General features: G+C 72.0%; 22 protein-coding genes. 18 read left to right on the forward strand and 4 right to left on the reverse strand.

Annotated features, from left to right (window positions below; all coding sequences use genetic code 11):
* The first annotated feature begins 78 nt into the window (after nt 1–78).
* From H4J02_RS03685 to H4J02_RS03735, 11 genes are all read left to right on the forward strand, one after another.
* A complete protein-coding gene (locus H4J02_RS03685; protein ID WP_187675767.1) occupies nt 79–375 on the forward strand; it encodes a WXG100 family type VII secretion target in 297 nt (98 codons plus the stop codon).
* 90 nt (nt 376–465) lie between these two features.
* On the forward strand, nt 466–801 hold the full coding sequence (locus H4J02_RS03690) for a hypothetical protein (protein ID WP_187675768.1): 336 nt from the start codon (nt 466–468) through the stop codon (nt 799–801).
* Nucleotides 798–2,129: a hypothetical protein gene (locus tag H4J02_RS03695; RefSeq protein WP_187675769.1), complete on the forward strand. Its 1,332-nt coding sequence runs from the start codon at nt 798–800 to the stop codon at nt 2,127–2,129. Before H4J02_RS03690 ends, H4J02_RS03695 begins: the two co-directional genes overlap by 4 nt.
* The gene (locus tag H4J02_RS03700) at nt 2,126–2,746 is read left to right on the forward strand and encodes a hypothetical protein (protein WP_187675770.1); all 621 of its coding nucleotides are present in this window, start codon (nt 2,126–2,128) and stop codon (nt 2,744–2,746) included. The genes H4J02_RS03695 and H4J02_RS03700 overlap by 4 nt, the downstream gene beginning before the upstream one ends.
* Nucleotides 2,743–3,369 carry a hypothetical protein gene (locus H4J02_RS03705; RefSeq protein WP_187675771.1) on the forward strand — a complete coding sequence of 209 codons (627 nt, stop codon included), beginning with the start codon at nt 2,743–2,745 and terminating at the stop codon, nt 3,367–3,369. Before H4J02_RS03700 ends, H4J02_RS03705 begins: the two co-directional genes overlap by 4 nt.
* Nucleotides 3,366–4,247, forward strand: a complete 882-nt coding sequence (locus H4J02_RS03710; protein ID WP_187675772.1) for a hypothetical protein — start codon at nt 3,366–3,368, stop codon at nt 4,245–4,247. The genes H4J02_RS03705 and H4J02_RS03710 overlap by 4 nt, the downstream gene beginning before the upstream one ends.
* Before the next feature lie 60 nt (nt 4,248–4,307).
* The gene (locus tag H4J02_RS03715; protein ID WP_187675773.1) at nt 4,308–4,934 is read left to right on the forward strand and encodes an FHA domain-containing protein; all 627 of its coding nucleotides are present in this window, start codon (nt 4,308–4,310) and stop codon (nt 4,932–4,934) included.
* Nucleotides 4,935–5,111: 177 nt separating this feature from the next.
* Nucleotides 5,112–6,605 carry a 3-isopropylmalate dehydratase large subunit gene (gene leuC, locus H4J02_RS03720; RefSeq protein WP_187675774.1) on the forward strand — a complete coding sequence of 498 codons (1,494 nt, stop codon included), beginning with the start codon at nt 5,112–5,114 and terminating at the stop codon, nt 6,603–6,605.
* On the forward strand, nt 6,605–7,201 hold the full coding sequence (gene leuD / locus H4J02_RS03725; RefSeq protein WP_187675775.1) for a 3-isopropylmalate dehydratase small subunit: 597 nt from the start codon (nt 6,605–6,607) through the stop codon (nt 7,199–7,201). The genes leuC and leuD overlap by 1 nt, the downstream gene beginning before the upstream one ends.
* A gap of 48 nt (nt 7,202–7,249) precedes the next feature.
* A complete protein-coding gene (gene murA / locus H4J02_RS03730) occupies nt 7,250–8,608 on the forward strand; it encodes a UDP-N-acetylglucosamine 1-carboxyvinyltransferase (RefSeq protein ID WP_187676408.1) in 1,359 nt (452 codons plus the stop codon).
* A complete protein-coding gene (locus tag H4J02_RS03735; RefSeq protein ID WP_187675776.1) occupies nt 8,608–9,381 on the forward strand; it encodes a 1-acyl-sn-glycerol-3-phosphate acyltransferase in 774 nt (257 codons plus the stop codon). The genes murA and H4J02_RS03735 overlap by 1 nt, the downstream gene beginning before the upstream one ends.
* Here H4J02_RS03735 and H4J02_RS03740 read toward each other — a convergent pair.
* Nucleotides 9,339–10,175 carry an EI24 domain-containing protein gene (locus H4J02_RS03740; protein WP_187675777.1) on the reverse strand — a complete coding sequence of 279 codons (837 nt, stop codon included), beginning with the start codon at nt 10,173–10,175 and terminating at the stop codon, nt 9,339–9,341. The genes H4J02_RS03735 and H4J02_RS03740 overlap by 43 nt on opposite strands.
* Nucleotides 10,176–10,202: 27 nt before the next feature.
* Here H4J02_RS03740 and H4J02_RS03745 point away from each other — a divergent pair, with 27 nt between their 5' ends.
* Together H4J02_RS03745 and H4J02_RS03750 are read left to right on the forward strand one after the other, a co-directional pair.
* Nucleotides 10,203–11,228 (forward strand): NAD(P)H-dependent glycerol-3-phosphate dehydrogenase, encoded by a 1,026-nt coding sequence (locus tag H4J02_RS03745; RefSeq protein WP_262406201.1) that lies wholly within the window; start codon nt 10,203–10,205, stop codon nt 11,226–11,228.
* 28 nt (nt 11,229–11,256) lie between these two features.
* On the forward strand, nt 11,257–12,339 hold the full coding sequence (locus H4J02_RS03750) for a D-alanine--D-alanine ligase family protein (protein WP_187675779.1): 1,083 nt from the start codon (nt 11,257–11,259) through the stop codon (nt 12,337–12,339).
* Between the two features lie 658 nt (nt 12,340–12,997).
* Here the strand turns inward: H4J02_RS03750 and H4J02_RS03755 are convergent.
* Entirely contained in the window at nt 12,998–13,483 is a 486-nt protein-coding gene (locus H4J02_RS03755; protein ID WP_262406202.1) for a DUF3515 domain-containing protein, read from the reverse strand.
* 21 nt (nt 13,484–13,504) lie between these two features.
* On the opposite strand from H4J02_RS03755, the gene thiL reads away from it, so the two are divergent.
* The gene (thiL, locus tag H4J02_RS03760) at nt 13,505–14,488 is read left to right on the forward strand and encodes a thiamine-phosphate kinase (RefSeq protein WP_187675780.1); all 984 of its coding nucleotides are present in this window, start codon (nt 13,505–13,507) and stop codon (nt 14,486–14,488) included.
* A gap of 205 nt (nt 14,489–14,693) precedes the next feature.
* On the opposite strand, the gene rsmD is transcribed toward thiL, so the two are convergent.
* Nucleotides 14,694–15,284: a 16S rRNA (guanine(966)-N(2))-methyltransferase RsmD gene (rsmD, locus tag H4J02_RS03765; RefSeq protein ID WP_187675781.1), complete on the reverse strand. Its 591-nt coding sequence runs from the start codon at nt 15,282–15,284 to the stop codon at nt 14,694–14,696.
* 156 nt (nt 15,285–15,440) lie between these two features.
* On the opposite strand from rsmD, the gene H4J02_RS03770 reads away from it, so the two are divergent.
* The 3 genes from H4J02_RS03770 to H4J02_RS03780 are packed head-to-tail and all read left to right on the forward strand — an operon-like array spanning nt 15,441 to nt 18,836.
* Nucleotides 15,441–15,785, forward strand: coding sequence for a cupin domain-containing protein (locus H4J02_RS03770; protein ID WP_187675782.1), 345 nt, complete (start codon nt 15,441–15,443; stop codon nt 15,783–15,785).
* The gene (locus H4J02_RS03775; RefSeq protein WP_187675783.1) at nt 15,782–16,642 is read left to right on the forward strand and encodes an NAD(P)-dependent oxidoreductase; all 861 of its coding nucleotides are present in this window, start codon (nt 15,782–15,784) and stop codon (nt 16,640–16,642) included. The genes H4J02_RS03770 and H4J02_RS03775 overlap by 4 nt, the downstream gene beginning before the upstream one ends.
* 25 nt (nt 16,643–16,667) lie before the next feature.
* Nucleotides 16,668–18,836: an ATP-dependent DNA helicase RecG gene (locus H4J02_RS03780; RefSeq protein WP_187675784.1), complete on the forward strand. Its 2,169-nt coding sequence runs from the start codon at nt 16,668–16,670 to the stop codon at nt 18,834–18,836.
* Here the strand turns inward: H4J02_RS03780 and H4J02_RS03785 are convergent.
* The gene (locus tag H4J02_RS03785; protein WP_187675785.1) at nt 18,833–19,120 is read right to left on the reverse strand and encodes a helix-turn-helix transcriptional regulator; all 288 of its coding nucleotides are present in this window, start codon (nt 19,118–19,120) and stop codon (nt 18,833–18,835) included. The genes H4J02_RS03780 and H4J02_RS03785 overlap by 4 nt on opposite strands.
* A gap of 148 nt (nt 19,121–19,268) precedes the next feature.
* On the opposite strand from H4J02_RS03785, the gene coaD reads away from it, so the two are divergent.
* Nucleotides 19,269–19,754, forward strand: coding sequence for a pantetheine-phosphate adenylyltransferase (coaD, locus tag H4J02_RS03790; protein ID WP_187675786.1), 486 nt, complete (start codon nt 19,269–19,271; stop codon nt 19,752–19,754).
* Nucleotides 19,755–19,768: the final 14 nt, after the last annotated feature.

The following is a 19,768-nucleotide window of genomic DNA, read 5'->3' on the forward strand; positions in this document are numbered from 1 at the left end:
CCATCGACCCTTCCTCAACAACTCAATACAGTCGAAGACACCAGCCCCCGCTCCGGCGGGAACCACATAAGGAGCATCATGGCCAACCTCAACGTCACCTACGACGACCTCCGCGACGCCGCCCGCCGTCTGCAGGCCGGTAAGGACGACCTGCACTCGAAGCTCACCGAGCTCTCGAACCTCGTGAACCAGCTGACCGCCTCGGGCTTCCAGGCCGAGCAGTCGTCGGCCGCGTACCGCGACTCCTTCGAGCAGTTCCGCACGGGCACCGGCCAGGCGATCGACGGCCTCGAGGGCCTCGCGAGCTTCCTCATCTCGGCTGCCGACGCGCTGCAGCAGACCGACGAGGGTCTCGCCAACGCCATCCGCGGCTAGTCCGCGAGGACGGCCGGCCTCCCACCACCGCGGGAGGCCGGCCGCCGTCCTCTCACCTCCACCACCGCAGCACTCAGAAGGGAAGCCGGGATGGCCGAGCAGTGCATCAGGGTCGACTACGACCAGCTGACTCGTCTGCACACGCGACTGCAGACCGCGTCGTCGAACATGCGCGACGACTCGTCGACCATGCAGGAGCTCGCCGACGCCGTCGGCGACAGCCGCCTCGCCGACCGCATCCGGGAGTTCGGCAAGGACTGGTCGGTCCACCGCGCGAACATCCTCGAGAACGTCGACTGGCTGCGCGAGAAGGTCAAGATGATCGCCGACGAGTTCGAGAAGATCGACAAGGATCTCGCGACGGGCCTCACGAGCGCACCCGCCCCCGCACCCGCCCCCGCACGACGAGGACCGACGCCGGTATGAGCATCTACGACCCCGTTCCCGAGGCCCTCACCGGTTCTCCCACCACGATCTCCGCGAAGGCGCGCGTCATGACGGCGACCGCCGACGCGCTGCGCACCGCGATCTCCGAGCTCCGTTCCCTCGCGAGCGAGGACGTCACCATCAGCGAGGCCGTCGACGAGCTCCGCGTCAAGGCCGACGGCGTGCGCCACGACGTCGAGAAGGTCGAGACGCGCTACCGCAGCGCGGCGACCGCGATGGTGAGCTACCACAACAAGCTCGGCTCGGCGCAGACGCGCGCCGAGGCCGCACGCCAGCGCATCCGCGACAACAACTCCGAGGCCGCCTACTGGCGCCGCAAGAAGGTCGACATCGAGCAGCGCGTGCGCGCCGGCGAGAACTCGCAGGAGCTGCTCGACGAGCTGCTCGACGTCAAGAACCGCGTCGCGGGCTACGCGAACGAGTTCGCGAACGCCATGTCGGAGTACCTCGCCGCAGAGGGCGACAAGGAGGACGCCGTCACCGCGGCGATGTCCGCCCTCCAGAACGCGGCCGACACCGCCGGCCTCGACGACGGCTTCTGGGACCGCGTCGGCGCGGTCATCGAGGTCATGTACGAGTGGGCTCAGGAGAACCTGGGGCCGTGGATCGAGGCGATCCGCTCGGTGCTCGAGATCATCAAGGGCATCATCGACCTGCTCTCGCTCATCGTCGGCGTTCTCGCGCTCTTCCTGCCCTTCCTCGCGCCGCTCGCCGCAGCCCTCACGCTCGTGTCGATCGGCCTCGCCGCCGCGGTGCTGCTGTGCTCGCTCGTGCTGTTCGCGCTCGGGCGGGAATCGCTCGGTCGCGTGCTCTCCGACACCATCGGCCTCGCGACGAGCGTCATCACGGCCAAGCTCGGCGGGATCGGCGACAAGCTCAAGGGCATCGGCAACTTCAAGCCCGGCAACTGGGGCTCGCTCGCCCAGACCGCCAAGGCGGACTTCGCCATGGCCCGCTTCGAGTTCGCACTCACGCGCTCGATCGTCGGCACGGGAGAGACGGTCGGCATCTACGGCATGGAGATCGCCAACAAGCTGCTCCCGTCGTCGAAGACCGACTTCATCAAGCTCGGCGTCAGCACGGCATCCGGCTTCCTCGGCAAGGGCCTCGACGTCAACTTCGACCTCTTCCCCGAGAGCGGCCCCGGCGGCACCTTCGGGCCGTTCGAGGGCGGATGGGATCTGAGCAGCGACGATGTGCTTAATGCGAGCTTCAAGCCCGTCGTCAACGTGCTCTCGGGCGGCGCCGCGAATCCGTCGATCTCGATCGGCACGAACATCGAGAAGCTGTCGGCGGGCGTCTCGTGACCGCCGTCGAGACCTTCACGCTGTCGCTCGCGCCGCAGTGGTGGCCGCTCGGCGACGGCAGCGACCCGATCGACGCCGTCATCGACGTGCTCATCGAGCGCCTCGCACCGGAGCTCGCGCCCGCCGAGGAGCGCGGGCTGCGGGCGAGCCTCGCGGTGCACGCCGAGTGGGCCCGCACCCTCGCCCCCGGTCAGCGTCGCAGCTACGCGCTCGTGCGCGACCCGGAGACGGCGCGAGCGGATGCGCTGCTCAGCTGGCGCTACGGCGAGGCCCCCGAGGGCGCCTATGAGCACATGCTCGCGTCGGCTCGGGCCCAGACGTCGACCGACACGGTCGAGCTCGTCGACCCGAGCGTCGTCGAGACCCGGGTGCCGCTCGGGCGTGCGATCGTCGTGCACGACGTCGCGTACGCGCGCACGCCGGGCGTGCAGCGCCCCGCGCGCGAGCGCTGCATCGTCGCGGTGTTCTTCGACGACAGCGACGCCCTGCTCGAGCTGACGGTGTCGACGATCGACCTCGCGCTGTTCGACGACCTGCCCGAGTACGTCCTGCGGCTCGCCGCGGGGGAGGAGCTCACCGCACCGGGCTACCCTGAGCCGGTCGAAGGGACATCATGACCCGCATCCGCTTCGCGCTCCCGGGCAGCTGGGCGCGCATCCCGCTCGAGTCCGAGGCGACGGCCCTCCGCGCCGTGCGCAAGCTCACCGAGCAGGTGACGGGCCGCAAGGAGGAGCTCGCGACCCTGCGTGCCGAGCTGCGCGCTCGGTTCACGGGCGTGGTCGAGGCCGCGCGCGAGGGCGGAGCCGAGGAGCTCTACATCGGCCTCGAGCTCGTGCCCGGCATCCCGCTGCCGGCCTGGGCGGCCGTGTTCCCCGCGGATCCCGCTCAGCTCGACCTCGCATCCGTCGGCTTCGCCGACCTCACGCGCGGCGTCGACTTCGCCGTGGGCGATGCACCCGAGGGCGGCAGCAGCGAGACGATCGACGACCCGCGCTCGCGCGTGCGCGCCGTGCGCCACGCGTGGCGGCGCACGACCGACGTCTCGCACGACGGCGTGGAGCGCAGCTTCGAGCTCGTCGAGGCCGACTACTGGGTGGCCGCGGCCGACCCGAACCGCGTCGCGCTCATCACCTTCTCGACGGCACTCGCCGAGTACGAGGAGGAGATGCTCGAGCTCTTCGACGCCGTGATCGGCACGCTGCGGTGGCCCGTGCCGGAGGATGCGACGGCGAACGCGTGACCTGGCTGGGCATCGGCTCCGCCGTCATCCTGCTCCTCGCGGTCGCGGCGGCCGGCGTCGCACGGATGCGGCTGTGGGGCGCCCGCCTGCGCCCCGGCGCGCCGTCGCCGACCCCGCCCGACGGCCCGCTCGTCTTCGCCGCGACGACGATGCGCGCACCCTTCTACGAGGTCGTGCCGCTCCTCGCCGACTGGATGCTGCGCGGCGTCGTCGTCGTCGAGCGCATCGGGGCGTACCACCCGCCCTCGTCGCAGGGCAGGTCGGCGGCCGGACCCATCTGGCGGTTCACCGCGGGACCCGCGATCGCCGCCGTGCACCCCGTGGAGGCGCGCATCCTCGTCGCGATGTTCGGAGGCGTGCCGCATCCGGGCCTCACGGTCGTCGTCGAGCGCGAGGATGGCGAGTGGCGCGATCGCGTGCACGCGGCGGCGCTCGAGGCGCGCGACCTGCAGCGCTCCGGCTTCGGCGAGGAGCGCGCCCGCCTCGCCTGGCTGCGCGTGCTGCTCGTCGTGGTCGTGGGGCTCGCCGCACTCGGCGTGATCGTCGGGGCCTTCCGGGCCGGCGGCGACGTCGGCGCCCTCGCATGGCTCACGATCGGCGTGGCGATCGTCGCGGCGGTCGGCATGATCGTGCCCCTGCTGCCGCCCAAGCCCGAGGCGGAGCGGCGCTACCTGCAGGCGGTGCGCGACCTCGAGGCGTGGGCGCGCACGACCGACTCCCCACGGCCGGAGCTCGGCGGGTGGGCGATGCTGTGGGGCCTTCCTGGGCGGTGGCCGCAGACGCTCCCGGAGGAGGTCGCGAGCCTCGACGGCATGGATCGCTGCTTCATCCGCGGCGACCTCGCCCGGAACGTGCCGGAGCCCAACACCTACAACTGAATCGCCCGCCTCGCTGGGCTACTCTCGTGACGGGCGGAGGCCCACGACCGGGAGGTGACCGTGGCGGACGAGGACGACGGCTTCATCGGGATGCCGCCCGGCATCTTCGACTCGGGCACGTTCAAGCTGCCGCCCAAGGCCGAGCGCCCGCGCACGCCCGAGCGCGAGGAGATCGTCTTCGTGCCGACGGTGCCGGGCATGCCCGTGCCGGCCCCCGCGGAGCCCGAGGTCTCGCACGAGACGCAGCGCGCGATCCCCGACCCGACCGACTCCCCCTACGCCGCCCCCGTCGTGCCGCCGCCGTCCGCGGCATCCGCCCCTCCCGCGCCTCCTGCTCCCGCGCCTCCTGCGCCCGCACCCGCCGGCTGGCGCCTCGTGCTCGCCGACGGCAGCGAGATGCCCGTGAACCGCAGCGTCATCATCGGCCGCAACCCCGCCGACTTCGAGGCCTGGCCGGGGGCCGTGCTGCTGCCGGTCGACGACACGACGCAGTCCGTGTCGAAGACCCATGCCGTCTTCGAGGTCGACGACTCGGGCCTCTGGGTGCACGACCTCAACTCGACGAACGGCGTGTGGGTCGTGCACGGCGAGGACGTCACCGAGGTGGCGCCCGGACGCCGGGTCAACGTGCCCACGGGCTCGAGCGTCGAGCTCGGCGACTACGTGCTGAGCGTCCGCCGGGGCTGACGAGGGCGGCGCGACGTCAGCGCGCGGGTTGCGGTGATATCCTCGACCCCATGCTCGCTCGGCACCTCCTCCTTCCTCGCCGCGACGAGGTCTAGCCCCCGGCCTCCCTCGTCGCGGAGTCCGCCCGCCCCCGAGGGCACAGCGGCCGACAACGAACCGATGAAGGAACCCGCACCCATGAGCACCGTCTCCGACACCGAGACCACTTCTGCCATCAGCATCCCCGACCGTCCGCGCACGCTGGCCGAGAAGGTGTGGGACGCGCACGTCGTCGCCAAGGGCGAGAACGGCGAGCCCGACCTCATCTACATCGACCTGCACCTCGTGCACGAGGTCACGAGCCCGCAGGCGTTCGACGGCCTGCGCCAGGCCGGCCGCCCCGTGCGGCGCCCCGACCTGACGATCGCGACCGAAGACCACAACACCCCGACGATCGGCATCGACAAGCCCATCGCCGACCTCACGAGCCGCACCCAGATCGAGACGCTGCGCCGCAACGCCGAGGAGTTCGGCATCCGCCTGCACTCGCTCGGCGACGTCGAGCAGGGCATCGTGCACGTCGTCGGCCCGCAGCTCGGCCTCACGATGCCGGGCATCACCGTCGTCTGCGGCGACTCGCACACCTCGACCCACGGCGCGTTCGGCGCGATGGCCTTCGGCATCGGCACGTCCGAGGTCGAGCACGTGCTCGCGACCCAGACGCTGCCGCTCAAGCCGTTCAAGACGATGGCCATCACGGTCGAGGGCGAGCTGCGCCCCGGCGTCACGGCGAAGGACATCATCCTCGCGGTCATCGCCAAGATCGGCACGGGCGGCGGCCAGGGCTACGTGCTCGAATACCGCGGCAGCGCCATCCGCTCCCTCTCGATGGAGGGGCGCATGACGATCTGCAACATGTCGATCGAGGCGGGCGCCCGCGCCGGCATGGTCGCGCCCGACGAGACCACCTTCGAGTACGTCAAGGGCCGCCCGCACGCGCCGCAGGGCGAGGACTGGGATGCCGCGGTCGCGTACTGGAAGACGCTCGCGACCGACGAGGGCGCCGCGTTCGACGCCGAGGTGTTCCTCGACGCGAACGAGCTCGAGCCCTTCGTGACGTGGGGCACGAACCCCGGCCAGGGCGTCTCGCTGTCGGAGACGGTGCCCGACCCGGCGACGATCGCCGACCACAACGAGCGCGCCGCCGCCGAGCGCGCCCTCGAGTACATGGACCTCGAGGCGGGCACCCCCATGAAGCACATCAAGGTCGACGCCGTCTTCATGGGTTCGTGCACGAACTCGCGCATCGAGGACCTGCGGGCGTTCGCATCCGTCATCAAGGGCCGCAAGAAGGCCGACGGCGTGCGCGTCATGGTCGTGCCGGGCTCGGCGCGCGTGCGCATCGAGGCCGAGGCCGAGGGCATCGACAAGATCGTCGAGGAGTTCGGCGCCGAGTGGCGCTTCGCCGGATGCTCGATGTGCCTCGGCATGAACCCCGACCAGCTCGCGCCGGGGGAGCGCTGCGCATCCACCTCGAACCGCAACTTCGAGGGCCGCCAGGGCAAGGGCGGACGCACGCACCTCGTGTCGCCGCTCGTCGCCGCCGCGACGGCGATCCGGGGCACCTTGTCAAGCCCGTGGGACCTCGAGAACGCGAGCGATACCGTGCGTGTCGAGGAGGTGTCGGCGTAATGGACAAGATCACCGTGATCGAGGGCGTCGCCGTGCCGTTCCGCCGCTCGAACGTCGACACCGACCAGATCATCCCGGCCCAGTTCCTCAAGCGCGTCACCAAGACGGGCTTCGACGACGCGCTGTTCTACTCGTGGCGCCAGGACCCCGACTTCATCCTCAACCAGCCCGCCTACGAGGGCGCCAAGATCCTCATCACGGGCCCCGACTTCGGCACGGGCTCGAGCCGTGAGCACGCCGTGTGGGCCCTTCGCGACTTCGGCTTCGCCGCCGTCATCTCGCCGCGCTTCGCCGACATCTTCCGCGGCAACTCCGGCAAGCAGGGGCTCCTCACGGGCACCGTGCCCGAGGAGACCGTCGAGGAGCTCTGGGAGATCCTCGAGGCGCAGCCGGGAATGAACGCCACGGTCGACCTCGTTGAGAAGACGGTGACGGTCGGCGACCTCACAGTTCCGTTCGACATCGACGACTACACTCGGTGGCGACTGCTGGAGGGGCTCGACGACATCGGCCTCACACTGCGCGACGAAGCGCGGATCACCGAGTTCGAGACCACCCGCGAGAGCTGGCGGCCCCGGACTCTCCCCATCCGCTAAGGCCCCAGGGCCCCATATGACCAGGAAGTGAACTTGGACTCAGTCGCGATGAACCTCGCGCGCGACGCCCAGAAGGCGGGTCAGCGCGTCGGGCTGACCGCCGACAGCATCGTCATCGAGGGCGGCAAGCCGCTCGTCGGACGGATCGAGGTGCGCGGGGCCAAGAACCTCGCCACCAAGGCGATGGTCGCGGCTCTGCTGGGCGACAGCCCCAGCCTGCTGCAGAGCGTGCCCGAGATCAGCGACGTCGACGTCGTCACGCGCATGCTCGGCGCCTACGGTGTGGGCGTCTCGCAGCCGGCCGAGGGCGAGCTGCTGCTCGACCCCGCGAACGTCGAGAAGGCGCACTTCGCGCAGATCGACGCGCTCGCGGGCTCCTCGCGCATCCCGATCCTGTTCTGCGGGCCGCTCCTGCACCGCCTCGGCGAGGCGCTCATCCCCGACCTCGGCGGGTGCCGCATCGGCGACCGCCCGATCGACTTCCACATGGATGCGCTGCGCGCGTTCGGCGCGATCGTCGACAAGAGCTACGAGGGCATCCGCATCACGGCCCCCAACGGGCTCACGGGCGCGAAGATCGAGCTGCCGTACCCGAGCGTCGGCGCGACCGAGCAGGTGCTGCTCACGGGCGTGCGCGCGAAGGGCGTCACCGAACTCAAGAACGCCGCGATCGAGCCCGAGATCATGGATCTCATCGCGATCCTGCAGAAGATGGGCGCGATCATCTCGGTCGAGCCCAACCGCACGATCTTCATCGAGGGCGTCGACCGTCTCGACGGCTACACGCACCGCGCGATCTTCGACCGCAACGAGGTCGCGAGCTGGGCCTCTGCGGCCCTCGCGACGAACGGCGACGTGTTCGTCGGCGGTGCGCAGCAGCAGGAGATGATGACGTTCCTCAACGTCTTCCGCAAGGCGGGCGGCGGGTTCGACATCCAGAAGGACGGCATCCGCTTCTTCCGTGCGGGCGAGCTCAAGCCCGTCGTCGTCGAGACGGATGTGCACCCCGGCTTCATGACGGACTGGCAGCAGCCGCTCATCGTCGCGCTCACGCAGGCCAACGGCACCTCGATGGTGCGCGAGACCGTGTACGAGAACCGGCTCGGCTTCACGAAGGCGCTCATCGAGATGGGCGCCGACATCACCGTGCACGAGAACGGCCTCGAGTCGCCCGACTGGCGCGTGCCGCGTCGTCCGCTCGAGCAGGTCGCCGTCATCAACGGCCCGACTCCGCTGCGCGGCGCCGACGTCATGGTGCCCGACCTGCGCGGCGGCTTCAGCTACCTCATCGCCGCGCTCACGGCCGAGGGGCGCTCGACGGTGTCGAACGTCGGCATCATCGCGCGCGGGTACGAGCGTTTCGTGCTCAAGCTCGAGCAGCTCGGCGCGGACTTCACGCTCGGCTGATGGCGCAGACGGCTCAGCCCCCGCGCCGCAAGCGGGAGAAGACCTTCGGGTGGCGTGTGCTCGCGGCGGTCGTGATCCCGTGGCTCCTGCTCATCTCGCGCTACCGCATCCGCGACGGCCACAAGATGCCGCGCACGGGCGCCGTCGTGCTCGCGCCGAACCACTACTCGAACCTCGACCCGGTGACGACGGGCTACATCGTGTGGAAGCTCGGCCGCGTGCCGCGCTTCCTCGCGAAGGCGAGCGTCTTCAAGGTGCCGGTCGTCGGGTCGATCCTGCGCGCGACCGGCCAGATCCCCGTCGAGCGCCAGGCCGGCGGGCGCAACACGCAGTCGCTCCAGGAGGCCGCTCGCCTCGTCGACGACGGCCTCGCGCTCATCATCTACCCCGAGGGCACCCTCACGCGCGAGCCCGACCTGTGGCCCATGCGCGGCAAGTCGGGTGCCGTGCGGATGGCGCTCGAGCACGGCGTGCCGATCGTGCCGATGGCGCACTGGGGTGTGCAGCACATCCTGCCGCGCTACTCGAAGAAGGTCAGCCTCTTCCCGCGCAAGACGATCGACGCGATCGTCGGCGACCCCGTCGACATGTCGCCGTGGATCGGCAAGCCCATCACGCACGAGCTGCTCGCCGAGGCGACCGAGGCCGTCATGGTCGAGATCACGAAGCTCCTCGAGCAGCTGCGCGGCGAGACGGCGCCGGAGGGCCGCTGGGACCCGACGGCGCACGGTCAGTCGGAGATCGGCCGCTTCGACACCCCGCCCTCGGCCTGAGGCCCGCCCGGCGCATCCGACGGCCCGACGGGCTCGCCCAGCATCCGTCGCGCGAGGTGCGTGCCGCCCGCGACCGCGGCGGGCATCGACAGCACCGCGCCGAGCGGCACGAGGTAGCACAGCTGCACCGCGAGACCGAAGCCGAGCCGCCGCCAGCGCCAGCGGCGGTGCACCGCGCGACGTGCCCCGGCATCCATCCCGCGCACCTGCATCGCCTGCAGCGTGAACTCGCGCGAGATGATCGTCGCCGTGAAGATCACGCCGATGACGGCGGATGCGATCGAGCCGACCACGGGGACGAGGCCGATGAGGAAGATGGCCGCGGCACCCAGCACCGAACGGGCGACGATGCCCGACATGTCGCCGAGCGAGCGCCAGAACCCCGGGCCCTCGGCGCGCGCCACCTCGCCGTAGCTCTCGTCGACGATCGTGCCGATGCGCTCGTAGATCGGACCGCCGATCGTGAGCGCGAGCGCCGTGAACACGCGCGCCGAGAGCACGCCCGCGCCGATCACGAGCGCCGTACCCACGACGACCCGCAGCGCGACGCGCCATCCGGCATCCCACGTCTCAGCGAACGGCGTGATCGCCGCCGCGACCGGGTCGATGAACACGAGCAGCGCGGCGAGGCCGCCGAACAGCACGATGCCCGCGATCGCCGCCGGCAGCAGGCCGAACATCATCGTGCCGACGTGATGGCGCCAGAAACCGAATCCCGTCCACAGCGACCCGAAGCCCGCCGCGAGCTCGCGCGCGGCGCCGCCGACGGCGCGGGGCGGGGATGGCGTGGTCACGCGCCCAGGCTAGGGGAGAATGGTCGGGTGACTTCCGACGAGGGCGCCGAGCCGCGGCGCGTAGCAGTGCTCGGTGCCGGCTCGTGGGGCACCACGTTCGCCAAGATCCTCGCCGACGGCGGGTCGCGCGTCTCCCTGTGGGCCCGGCGCCCCGAGGTGGCACGCGAGATCAGCCAGTCGCACCGCAACTCCGACTACCTGCCGGGCATCAACCTGCCGCTTGGCCTCTCCGCCTCGAGCCTTCTGCCCGAGGTGCTCGAGGGCGCCGACCAGGTCTACCTCTCGGTGCCGAGCCAGTCGCTGCGCGAGAACCTGCGCATCGTGCGCGAGCTCATCCCCGCCGAGGTGCCCGTCGTGTCGCTCATGAAGGGCGTCGAGCGAGGCACGCGCTATCGCATGAGCGAGGTCATCCGGCAGGAGCTCGGCATCGAGGCCGAGCGCATCGCCGTCGTCTCGGGCCCCAACCTCGCGCTCGAGATCGCGAAGGAGCAGCCCACGGCGGCGGTCGTGTCGTCGTCGAGCCTCGCCACGGCATCCGAGGTGGCGCTCGCGGCGCGCAACCCGTACTTCCGCTCGTTCGTCAACACGGATGTCGTGGGCACCGAGTTCGGCGGCGTGCTCAAGAACCTCATCGCCGTCGCGATCGGCATCGTCGACGGCGTCGGCTACGGCGAGAACACCAAGGCGTCGATCATCACGCGCGGCCTCGTCGAGATGACGGACTTCGCGGTCGCGTTCGGCGCGCTGCCCGAGACCATGAGCGGGCTCGCGGGGCTCGGCGATCTCATCGCGACGTGCGAGTCGCCGCTCTCGCGCAACAACACCGCGGGGCGCCTGCTCGGGCAGGGCTACGACTACCACGAGGTCATCGCGCAGATGAACCAGACCGCCGAGGGCATCAGCTCGGTCGCGCCCGTGCTCGAGCTCGCCGCCGAGATGGGCGTCGAGATGCCGATCGTGAGCCAGGTCGCCGAGGTGCTGGCGGGTACGCTGGACCCGCGGGACATCGCTCCGCACCTCACGACCGACACCGACGTGCCGCAGGGCGAATGACCCGGGCCGTCCTGAACCCGGAGGCCGCATGATCCGCGTCGCCCTGCTGTTCGGAGGGCGCTCGAGCGAGCACGGCATCTCGTGCGCCACCGCCGCGGGCGTGCTGTCGGCCATCGACCGCAGCCGCTTCGAGGTCGTGCCCGTCGGCATCACGCGCACGGGCGCCTGGACGCTGCAGCCCGACGACTCCGAGCTGTTCGCGCTGCGCGCCGAGCTGCCCGAGGTCGTCGACAACGGCACCCGCGTGCGCCTCCCGGATGCGGCGGACTCGCGCGAGCTCACACTCGTCGCCGCCGACGGCACCGAGTCGTCGCTCGGCGACATCGACATCGTGTTCCCGATCCTGCACGGCAAGTTCGGCGAAGACGGCACCGTGCAGGGGCAGCTCGAGCTGCTCGACCTTCCCTACGTCGGCAACGGCGTGCTCGCGTCGTCGGTCGCCATGGACAAGCACATGACCAAGTCGGTGCTCGTCGCCGCCGGAATCGACGTCGCCCCGTGGGTCTCGCTCACGCCCGCCCGCTGGGACGGGCAGCGCGAGCTCTTCGAGCGCCGCATCCGCGCCCTCGGCCTGCCGGTGTTCGTGAAGCCGTCGCGTGCCGGGTCGTCGGTGGGGGTGACCAAGGTCGCCGAGTGGTCTGACCTCGACGCGGCCGTCGAGGTCGCGTTCGCCGAGGACACGACGGTGCTCGTGGAGGCCGCGGTCGTCGGCCGCGAGGTCGAGTGCGCCGTGCTCGAGGGCCGCGACGGCGGCGAGCCGCGCGTCTCGCTCGCGGGCGAGATCGTCGTCACCGGGCGCGACTTCTACGACTTCGAGGCGAAGTACCTCGACCCCGACGCCGCCCAGCTCATCTGCCCCGCCGAGCTGCACGACGGCGAACTGCGCGAGATGCGTCGCATCGCCGCGCGCGCCTTCGAGGCCATCGGCGGTGCGGGGCTCGCCCGCGTCGACTTCTTCCTCACGGGGGAGGGCTTCGTCGTCAACGAGATCAACACGATGCCCGGCTTCACACCCATCTCGATGTTCCCCTCGTGCTGGCAGGCGTCGGGTGTCAGCTACCCGGAGCTCATCACGGAGCTCATCGAGCTGGGGCTCGCGGCGCGGCGGTAGTCCGCGGTGGCGGGGTGCGTCGCACCTGTGGTGCGTCGCACGCGGTGCTTTCTCGCAGGTCGGCTGGCGCCGCCCTGCTGGCTGGCGCCTGCGGCCCGCGGCGCTTTCGCTGCTGGCACGACGCGGCGCTCAACCGCTGGTTGAGTGCCGCGCGCCGTGCGCGGAGCGCGCGACGCACGGCGTATCGAAACCGGACGGGCGGGTGACGTGCGGAGGGTTCGCATCCCGTGGCCCGCTGTTGATACGCGGGTGCGGGGGTTTCGATACGCGTCGTGCGCTTCGCGCGCGGCGCTACTCAACCAACGGAGAGGGGCACGTCACCAGGCGACGGGTCGCGCTCCGCGCGACCGCGCGCACTCAACCAGCGGTAGAGCGGCCGCGCGTGTTCACCGCTGGTTGAGTGCCGTGCGCCGCGCCGCAGGCGCGACGCACGGCGTATCGAAACCGGACGGGCGGATGACGTGCGGAGGTTTCGCATCCCGGGGCCCGCTGTTGATACGCGGTGCGAGGGTTTCGATACGCGTCGTGCCGCGCGGACTCGCGGCGCGGCGCTACTCAACCAGCGGTGGTGGCGCGGCGCTACTCAACCAGCGGTGGTGGCGCGGCTCAACCAGCAGTGGTGGGGTGCGGCGCTGTTCACCCAGCGCAGGGCGGGGCGTCAGCCGCCCGCGATGTCGGCGTCCTCGAGGTCGGTGCACTCGTGCCCGTTGGGTCGCGTGAAGGAGACCGCGCGGGAGAGGTCCATGAGCGCGGGCGTCGGTCCCGCGACCGCCCCGTCGACGACGACGTCGATGGCGGGCTCGCGACCGTAGCTGCGCAGCACGTAGGTGGGCTCCTGGCTGCCGTCGACGAGCCAGAAGATGCCGTCGACCTGGATGCAGCGCTGCGTCGACGCGCTCGGCACCTCGACCCCGCAGTACAGGAGCACGGATGCGGGCGAGCCCCACGCGCCCGTCGCCTGCGCGTTGGTCTCGCGGCGCTCCTGGCCGGCGACCGTGTCGGGCAGCCGCACGATGACGTCGGCGCAACCGGGGTCGTTCGCGCCCTCGGCGGGCTCCATCGGCACGACGGACGCGCATCCGCTGAGCGTCACCGCGAGCACGACGGCAGCGGCGGCGGCGATGCTGGCTCGGGTCTTGCGCACGCTCCAGGCTAACCTGGCCGGGTGACGGATCCGGACGGGACGCTGGCCTCGCTCGGGGAGTCGGCGGTGCTGGGGCGCATCTTCCCGCGGCTGCCGGACGCCGCATCCGCTCTGCTCGGACCGGGCGACGACGCCGCCGTCGTGGCGGCCCCCGACGGGCGCTTCGTCGTGACGACGGACACGCTCGTGCACGGCCCGGATTTCCGGCACGCGTGGTCGAGCGCGTTCCAGCTCGGCTGGAAGGCGGCTGCGTCGAACCTCGCCGACGTCGCGGCGATGGGTGCCCGGCCGACGGCTCTCGTGGTGGCCCTCGTGGCGCCCGCCGACACGGAGGTGCGCTGGATCGAGGAGTTCGCGGACGGCCTGCGCGAGGGGTGCGCGGCGCTCGCTCCGGAGTGCGGGGTCGTGGGGGGCGATCTGTCGGTGTCCGACCAGTTGACTGTCGCGGTGACGGCGTTCGGCGACCTCGAGGGGCGGCCGCCGGTGCTGCGCTCGGGGGCGCGTGCGGGCGATGTCGTCGCCGTGTGCGGCGAGCTGGGGCTCGCGGGGCGCGGGCTCGAGCTGCTGTTCGCGCGCGGTGTCGACGCGGAGGGGGTGCCGGACTCAGTGGCCGCCGCGTCGCTGCGGCCCGAGTTCGACCGCGAGCTCGACGCTCAGCTCGCGCCGAGCCCGCCGATCACCGCGGGCGTGGTGGCGGCTCGTGCGGGCGCGACGGCGATGATGGATGTGAGCGACGGCCTCGCGCTCGACGCGCGGCGCATGGGGGAGGCGTCGGGGGTGGCGATCGACCTCGACGCGGCCGCCGTCGGGTCGACGGTGGCGCTGACGGGCGGGGAGGACCACGCGCTGCTCGCGACGTTCCCGGGCGACGCGGTTCTGCCATCCGGTTTCCGCCCGATCGGCCGCGTGCGCGCGGGCGAGCCGGGCGTGCGTGTCGATGGCCGCCCGTTCGACCCCCGTGGCGGCTGGGACCCCTACGCCGACTGGGACGGCGCCGCCGGCTGACCTGACGCTGTTGTGCAGGACTCTGCTGTTGTGCAGGACTCTGCTGTTGTGCAGGAGTTGCCGACCCCGCCCGAGTGAGCGCCCCCGAAAACCCGGTGCTCGCGCCGAGGCTTCCTGCGCAACGGCAGCGATCTCCTGCACAACAGCAGACTCCTGCACAACAGCACGACACGGACGGCGAGGCGGACGCGGCGCGGCGGCGCGGTCAGGCGGATGCGGGGGCGCAGTCGGGCGCGGGGGAGAGCCAGAAGACGGCGGTCTCGCCGTAGGCGGTGCGGCGGTCGAGCGTGAGGCCGGCGGGCCACGCGGGTTCGGGGTCGCGCGCCGAGCGCTCGACGACGATCACGGCATCCGGAGCGACGCGCGGCGCCAGCAGCAGCAGGTCGTCGACGAGCTCGGCGCCGGTCAGCTCGTAGGGCGGGTCGAGGAACACGAGGTCCCAGCCGCCCGCGGCACCCGCGAGGAAGGTCTGCACGGGCTGCACGACCGTGCGGATGACGGGCGGCGCCTCCGCCGGAGCCGCGCGGCCCACGCGCTCCGCGTTCCGGCGCGACACGACCGCCGCATCCCGCGACCGGTCGACGAGGGTCACCTCGGCTGCCCCGCGGGACGCCGCCTCGAGTCCGAGTGCACCCGATCCGGCGTAGAGGTCGAGCACGCGCGCGCCGTGCACGAGGTCGCGCGCGTCGAGCGCCGAGAAGATCGCCTCCCGCACGCGGTCGCTCGTCGGACGCGTGCCGGTCTTCGGCACCGCCAGAGCGAGCGAGCCGGCGAAGCCGGCGATGATGCGGGTCACGCGCTCAGGTTAGCGAAGCGCGGGCCGCGGGGTTGGCGCCGGTGCGGGCACACGCGGTCAGCGGTCGATCTGCTCGCGACGGGCGATCACGAGTGCAGGCCGGATGCCGCGAGGTGGCCCGAGCGCGCGGCCCCCCGCATCCGCGATCATCCCGGCATGCACATCGTCGAGGACTCCGACACCTTCACCGCCGACTCGCTCGCCGACTACCGCGAGAGGCTGCGCACGCCCGGCCTCAGCCTCGGCACGTACTCGATCCCGGCCGGGGCCGTCGACCCGCAGCAGCCGCACACCGAGGACGAGGTCTACATCTGCCTGCGCGGCCGCGCGACGCTGCGGGGCGCGGATGCCGACCTCCCGATCCTCCCGGGGACGGTCGCGTTCGTCGCGGCGGGCGAGGAGCATCGCTTCGTCGACGTCGAGGAGGATCTCGTCGTGGTCGTCGCGTTCGGTCCTGCCGAGTACACGAACGCCGGACTCGCCGAGGGAGCGCGGTCGTGACGGTCGGCTTCGCGGGCCTCGGCATCATGGGCGTGCCGATGGCGACGCGCCTGCTCGACGCCGGCACCGAGCTCGCGGTGTGGAGCCGCCGGCCGGAGGCGTGCGCGCCGCTCGTCGCGCGCGGCGCGACGCACGCCGCCGACCCCGACGCCCTCTTCGCCGCCTGCGCGACGGTCGTGCTCATGCTGCGCGACGAGGGCGCGACGGATGCGGTGCTCGGCCGCGGCACGGACGCCTTCGCCCACCGCGTGGCCGGCCGCCGCATCGTGGTGACGGGCACCAACTCGCCCGCGTACTCGGCGGCGCTCGCGGCCGACGTCCGCCAGGCGGGCGGCGCGTACGTCGAGGCTCCCGTGTCGGGTTCGCGCGTGCCCGCGGAGCGCGGCGAGCTCGTCGTCATGCTCGCGGGCGACGACGCGGCCGCACTCGACGCCGCCGAGGCGCTCCTGAGCCCGCTCGCGAAGGCCGTCGTGCGGTGCGGCGAGGCTCCCGCGGCCCTCCGCACGAAGATCGCCGTCAATCACTACATGATGGCGATGGTCGCATCCCTCGCCGAGGCGCTCACGGCCGCGCGCGCCGCGGGGGTCGATGTGGCATCCGTCGTGCGCGTGCTCGAGGCGAGCCCCATGGACAGCCCGATCGGCCGCGTGAAGGCGGCGAAGCTCGTGGCGGGCGACGAGTCGCCGCAGGCGGCGATCTCCGACGTCGTGAAGAACTGCCGGCTCGTGCTCGATGCCGCACGCGAGGCGGGCGCGACGACGCCCATCATCGATCTCGTGTCGTCGCTCTACGAGGCGACCGCGGCATCCGGGCACGCCGACCTCGACATGGTCGCCGTCGTGCGAGCCTTCGCCTGACACCGCGGCTCGGTACCCTCGGAACGTGGACTCGCCGCTCGACCAGAAGCTCTCGTCGGCGCTCGGCGGCCGCACGGCGCAGGTGCTCGAGAAGTCGTTCGGCATGCGCACGGTCGGCGATCTGCTGGCCCACTACCCGCGGCGCTACGCCCGGCGCGGCGAGCTCACCGCGCTGAGCGAGCTGCGCATCGACGAGCCCGTGACGATCGTCGCCGAGGTGCGTAGCGTCTCGGAGCGGCGCATGCAGAACCGCCGCGGCTCGATCCTCGAGGCGACCATCAGCGACGGACTCGGCTCTCTGACGCTCACGTTCTTCAACCAGTCGTTCCGCAAGAACGAGCTGCGGCCGGGCGTGCGCGGCATCTTCTCGGGCAAGATCGGCGCCTACCGCGGCACCCGCCAGCTCACCCACCCCGACTACGAGCTCTTCGACGCCGACGAGGCCGCCACCATGGACGCCGAGCAGGCGCGCCGCTGGGCCGAGACCCCCGTGCCGCTCTACCCGGCCACCGCGAGCTTCCCGAGCTGGAAGCTGCAGAAGTGCATCGAGACGGTGCTCGACGTGCTGCCGCCGCTGCGCGACCCGGTTCCGGATGAGGTGCGCGCCTCCCGTGGGCTCATGGGCTTCCGCGACGCGATCGTCAAGGTGCACCGCCCCGAGACGGATGCCGACTGGCGGCACGCGCGCGACGCCCTGCGGTTCCAGGAGGCGCTCGTGCTGCAGCTCGCGCTGCTCGGGCAGCGCGCCGAGCGCCGGGCGGTCTCCGGCCCGCCGCGCATCCCGGGGGCGCTCTCGGAGGCGTTCGAGGCGTCGCTGCCGTGGCCGCTCACCGATGACCAGCGCGCCGTCGGCGCCGAGATCGAGGCGGAGCTGCTCGACGGCACGCCCATGAACCGGCTCGTGCAGGGCGAGGTGGGCTCGGGCAAGACGCTCGTCGCGTTGCGGGCGATGCTCGCGGTCGCGGAGTCGGGCGGGCAGTCGGCGTTCCTCGCGCCGACGGAGGTGCTCGCGGGACAGCACCTGCGCTCGATCGTGTCGATGCTCGGGCCCGACCTCGCGGCGCGACTGCGGGTCACGCTGCTGACGGGCCAGCTGCCCGCGGCCGAGAGGCGCAAGGCGATGCTGGCCGCGGCATCCGGGGGAGCGGCGATCGTCGTCGGCACGCACGCGCTGCTCGGCGACAACGTGACCTTCGCCGACCTCGGACTCGTGGTCGTCGACGAGCAGCACCGCTTCGGCGTCGAGCAGCGCGAGGCCATCCGGCTCAAGGGGCAGGCGCCGCACGTGCTCGTGCTGAGCGCCACGCCCATCCCGCGCACGGTCGCGATGACGGTGTTCGGCGACCTCGACGTCTCGACGCTGCGCAGCCTGCCCGCGGGCCGCGCGCCCATCGAGTCGTTCGTCGTGCCGCTCGCCGACCACCCGAACTGGGAGGCGCGCGTGTGGCAGCGCCTCGCCGAGGAGCTCGAGCAGGGGCGGCAGGGCTTCGTCGTGTGCCCCGCGATCGAGGTCGCGGCATCCGGCGACTCGGTCGAGGAGGACGCGGCGCTCGAGACGGATGCCGAGCCCGACGCGCCGCCGCCCGCATCCGTCGTCGAGACGCTGGCCCGGCTGCGCACGCATCCGTCGCTGCGCGACCGCCGCATCGAGCCGCTGCACGGGCGGATGTCGGGGGAGGAGAAGGACCGCACGATGCGGGCCTTCGCGGCGGGCGACATCGACGTGCTCGTCGCGACGACGGTCATCGAGGTCGGCGTCGACGTGCCGAACGCCTCGACCATGATCGTGCTCGACGCCGACCGTTTCGGTGTCGCGCAGCTGCACCAGCTGCGCGGCCGCGTCGGCCGCGGCGGCGTGCCCGGCATCGCGCTCTTCGTGACGCGCGCCGAGCAGGGCACGCTCGCCCGCGAGCGCGTCGACGCCGTCGCCTCGACCCTCGACGGCTTCGAGCTCGCGCAGGCCGACCTCGAGCTGCGGCGCGAGGGCGACGTGCTCGGCGGCACCCAGTCGGGGCGCCGTTCGTCGCTCAAGCTCCTGCGCGTCATCGAGGACGCCGACCTCATCGCCGAGGCGCGCGACCTCGCGCAGGGCCTGCTGGATGCCGACCCCGCGCTCGTCGCGCACGAGGCGCTCCGCGAGGCCGTGGCGCGCCGCTTCGACGAGTCGGAGCGCGCCTTCCTCGGCAAGGCCTAGACGGCCTTCCGCGCCCCCTGCTCACGCACGTCGAACGGCGGCACGAGCGCCTCGAGCGGCACGCCGAGCACGCGCGCGAGCCCGACGATCGTCTTGAGCGAGGGGTTCGCGGGAACGCCGGGGCGGGAGAGCCCCTTCTCGAGCTGCTGGTAGTGCGAGCGCGTGAGGCCCGCGGCGTAGGCGAGTTCCTCCTGCGTGAGGGCGGCCTCGATCCGCGCACGGTGCAGCCGGATGCCGAACTCGCGCGCGAACGACGCCCACTCGTCGTCCGGCTGTTCCCCCATCCGGCCACCGTGCCGCGAGTGTGGAACGAAACGGGCCTGATATATCCATCATCCTCGCAAGGCGTGGCTGAACACATCATGGGAGCGGTCCCAGCCCGACGCGTGACCAATAACGAAACGGTCACGCTCGCCCGATAGCATCGAGGGCATGACCAGGATCGCCGTCGTTCCCGGATCCTTCGACCCCGTCACCCTCGGGCACCTCGATGTGATCGAGCGCGCAGCCCGCATCTTCGACGAGATCCACGTGCTCGTGGTGCACAACCCCGACAAGTCGGCGCTGCTGCCGATCGCGCAGCGGGTGTCGCTCATCCAGGAGTCGGTGGCCGAGGCGCGCATCCCGGGCCAGATCCTCGTCACGAGCTGGAGCGTCGGCCTGCTCGTCGACTACTGCACGGATGTCGGGGCGAGCGTGCTCGTGAAGGGCATCCGCTCGCAGGTCGACGTGGCCTACGAGACGCCCATGGCGATCGTCAACCGCAACCTCGCGAAGGTCGAGACGATCTTCATGCTGCCCGACCCCGCGCACGCCCACGTGTCGAGCTCGCTCGTTCGGCAGGTCGCGTCGCTCGGCGGCGACGTCTCGCCGTACGTGCCGCGCGTGGTGGCGGACTTCCTCGAGCAGCCGCGCTGACGCATCCGCCCCAC

The organism is Protaetiibacter sp. SSC-01 (assembly GCF_014483895.1).
In the GTDB taxonomy this organism is placed as follows: domain Bacteria; phylum Actinomycetota; class Actinomycetes; order Actinomycetales; family Microbacteriaceae; genus Homoserinibacter.

Coding starts and splice junctions, on each gene's coding strand:
- H4J02_RS03785 (WP_187675785.1), bottom strand. CDS start 19,120: ATGGGGGAACAGCCGGACGACGAGTGGGCGTCGTTCGCGCGCGAGTTC.
- leuC (WP_187675774.1), top strand. CDS start 5,112: ATGAGCACCGTCTCCGACACCGAGACCACTTCTGCCATCAGCATCCCC.
- H4J02_RS03770 (WP_187675782.1), top strand. CDS start 15,441: ATGCACATCGTCGAGGACTCCGACACCTTCACCGCCGACTCGCTCGCC.
- H4J02_RS03690 (WP_187675768.1), top strand. CDS start 466: ATGGCCGAGCAGTGCATCAGGGTCGACTACGACCAGCTGACTCGTCTG.
- murA (WP_187676408.1), top strand. CDS start 7,250: ATGAACCTCGCGCGCGACGCCCAGAAGGCGGGTCAGCGCGTCGGGCTG.
- H4J02_RS03695 (WP_187675769.1), top strand. CDS start 798: ATGAGCATCTACGACCCCGTTCCCGAGGCCCTCACCGGTTCTCCCACC.
- H4J02_RS03705 (WP_187675771.1), top strand. CDS start 2,743: ATGACCCGCATCCGCTTCGCGCTCCCGGGCAGCTGGGCGCGCATCCCG.
- H4J02_RS03735 (WP_187675776.1), top strand. CDS start 8,608: ATGGCGCAGACGGCTCAGCCCCCGCGCCGCAAGCGGGAGAAGACCTTC.
- coaD (WP_187675786.1), top strand. CDS start 19,269: ATGACCAGGATCGCCGTCGTTCCCGGATCCTTCGACCCCGTCACCCTC.
- H4J02_RS03685 (WP_187675767.1), top strand. CDS start 79: ATGGCCAACCTCAACGTCACCTACGACGACCTCCGCGACGCCGCCCGC.
- H4J02_RS03750 (WP_187675779.1), top strand. CDS start 11,257: ATGATCCGCGTCGCCCTGCTGTTCGGAGGGCGCTCGAGCGAGCACGGC.
- leuD (WP_187675775.1), top strand. CDS start 6,605: ATGGACAAGATCACCGTGATCGAGGGCGTCGCCGTGCCGTTCCGCCGC.